The following is a 1,136-nucleotide window of genomic DNA, read 5'->3' on the forward strand; positions in this document are numbered from 1 at the left end:
CGGCCATTCTCAGGCTACCACAGAAATCCCCAGGTAACACTCTCTACCCCTTCTTCTTCACCGGAAGACAAATTTCGCAGACGTAATCTGCAGCAGACGAATCGCCTGGAAGATAATTTTCAATGTCGTAGTCGAGGATGCGCTCGTAGTCGGCAGAAGGAAGCCACTCCTTGTAAATCTTATCCCAGCCTTCGCTGATAGCCTCACCCGCAGGACCAACGCATTTGAAGACCGCCCAGGTATAGGCAGGAATGTGAATAATCTCAAAGCCCTCGGGAAGCGAACCGGCAGGCACAGAACCATCAGCCGCAACCACGCCCTCCCCCAGCACATCACTCGCACGGCAGCCGATTCCATATTTAAAAACATCGCTCTTATCTGCAAGCCCGCCGGGCCCGCTGCCCTGAGCACAAACTCCAAGATAACCCGGAATCTTTTTTGTGGCCTCGTTAGAAAAATACTCGTCCCAGAAAGCCGGAATCTCCTGGTCGCTGGTCTCGGCATGAAAATCCTTAGCGTGGACTAACAAATCCAGCTCATCCCATTTTTCGATTTTGTACTCCATAATCGTTCCTCCATCAATCGTGATTCGGACAGTGTAACGGTTCATAGATTTGAGCGGGCTACCCTTACGCACCTGCATGGGAGAAAATCCGTGGAAGCGGGAAAAAGCCTTGGTAAAGCTCTCGGGCGTTTCGTATCCATATTTCAATGCAAGGTCGATTATTTTACTGCTGCCATCCGCAAGTTCTGCCCCCGCCAAAGTAAGGCGCCTGTTTCGAATATACTCCGCCGGCGTAATCCCAGTCATAATCGTAAAAGCATGATGAAAATGAAAAGCCGAAATGTTGACACTCCGAGCCACCTCCAGAAGCCCAATCTCCTCCGTCAGATTTTTTTCCATAAATTCAATCGCGTCATTAATAACCTTAATCCATTCCATTTTTCCGTCCTTATGATTAGAAGTATAAATCCGCCTGCCAAATATTTCCTGTCATTTCTTGCGAAGTTTTGTCTTTTTAATTCAGGAGGGGGAAGTCTCCCCTTCTCCACAATTACACATAATTACAAAATGCTTTTGATTATTGTCTTCTGATAATAAAAGCCCACCCATCTTTTTGTAAAAAGAAATTGCA

Annotated in this window: 1 protein-coding gene; it reads right to left on the reverse strand. The window is 47.1% G+C overall.

Annotated features, from left to right (window positions below; translation table 11 throughout):
* Nucleotides 1–43 precede the first annotated feature (43 nt).
* A complete protein-coding gene (locus tag VZT47_RS10565) occupies nucleotides 44–943 on the reverse strand; it encodes an AraC family transcriptional regulator (RefSeq protein ID WP_330224912.1) in 900 nt (299 codons plus the stop codon).
* Nucleotides 944–1,136 lie beyond the last annotated feature (193 nt).

Origin of the sequence: Dialister sp. (assembly GCF_036343215.1) — a bacterium.
In the GTDB taxonomy this organism is placed as follows: domain Bacteria; phylum Bacillota; class Negativicutes; order Veillonellales; family Dialisteraceae; genus Dialister.

Bases quoted from the DNA above. Each gene is read 5' to 3' on its own strand.
- VZT47_RS10565 (WP_330224912.1), bottom strand. From the start codon at position 943: ATGGAATGGATTAAGGTTATTAATGACGCGATTGAATTTATGGAAAAA.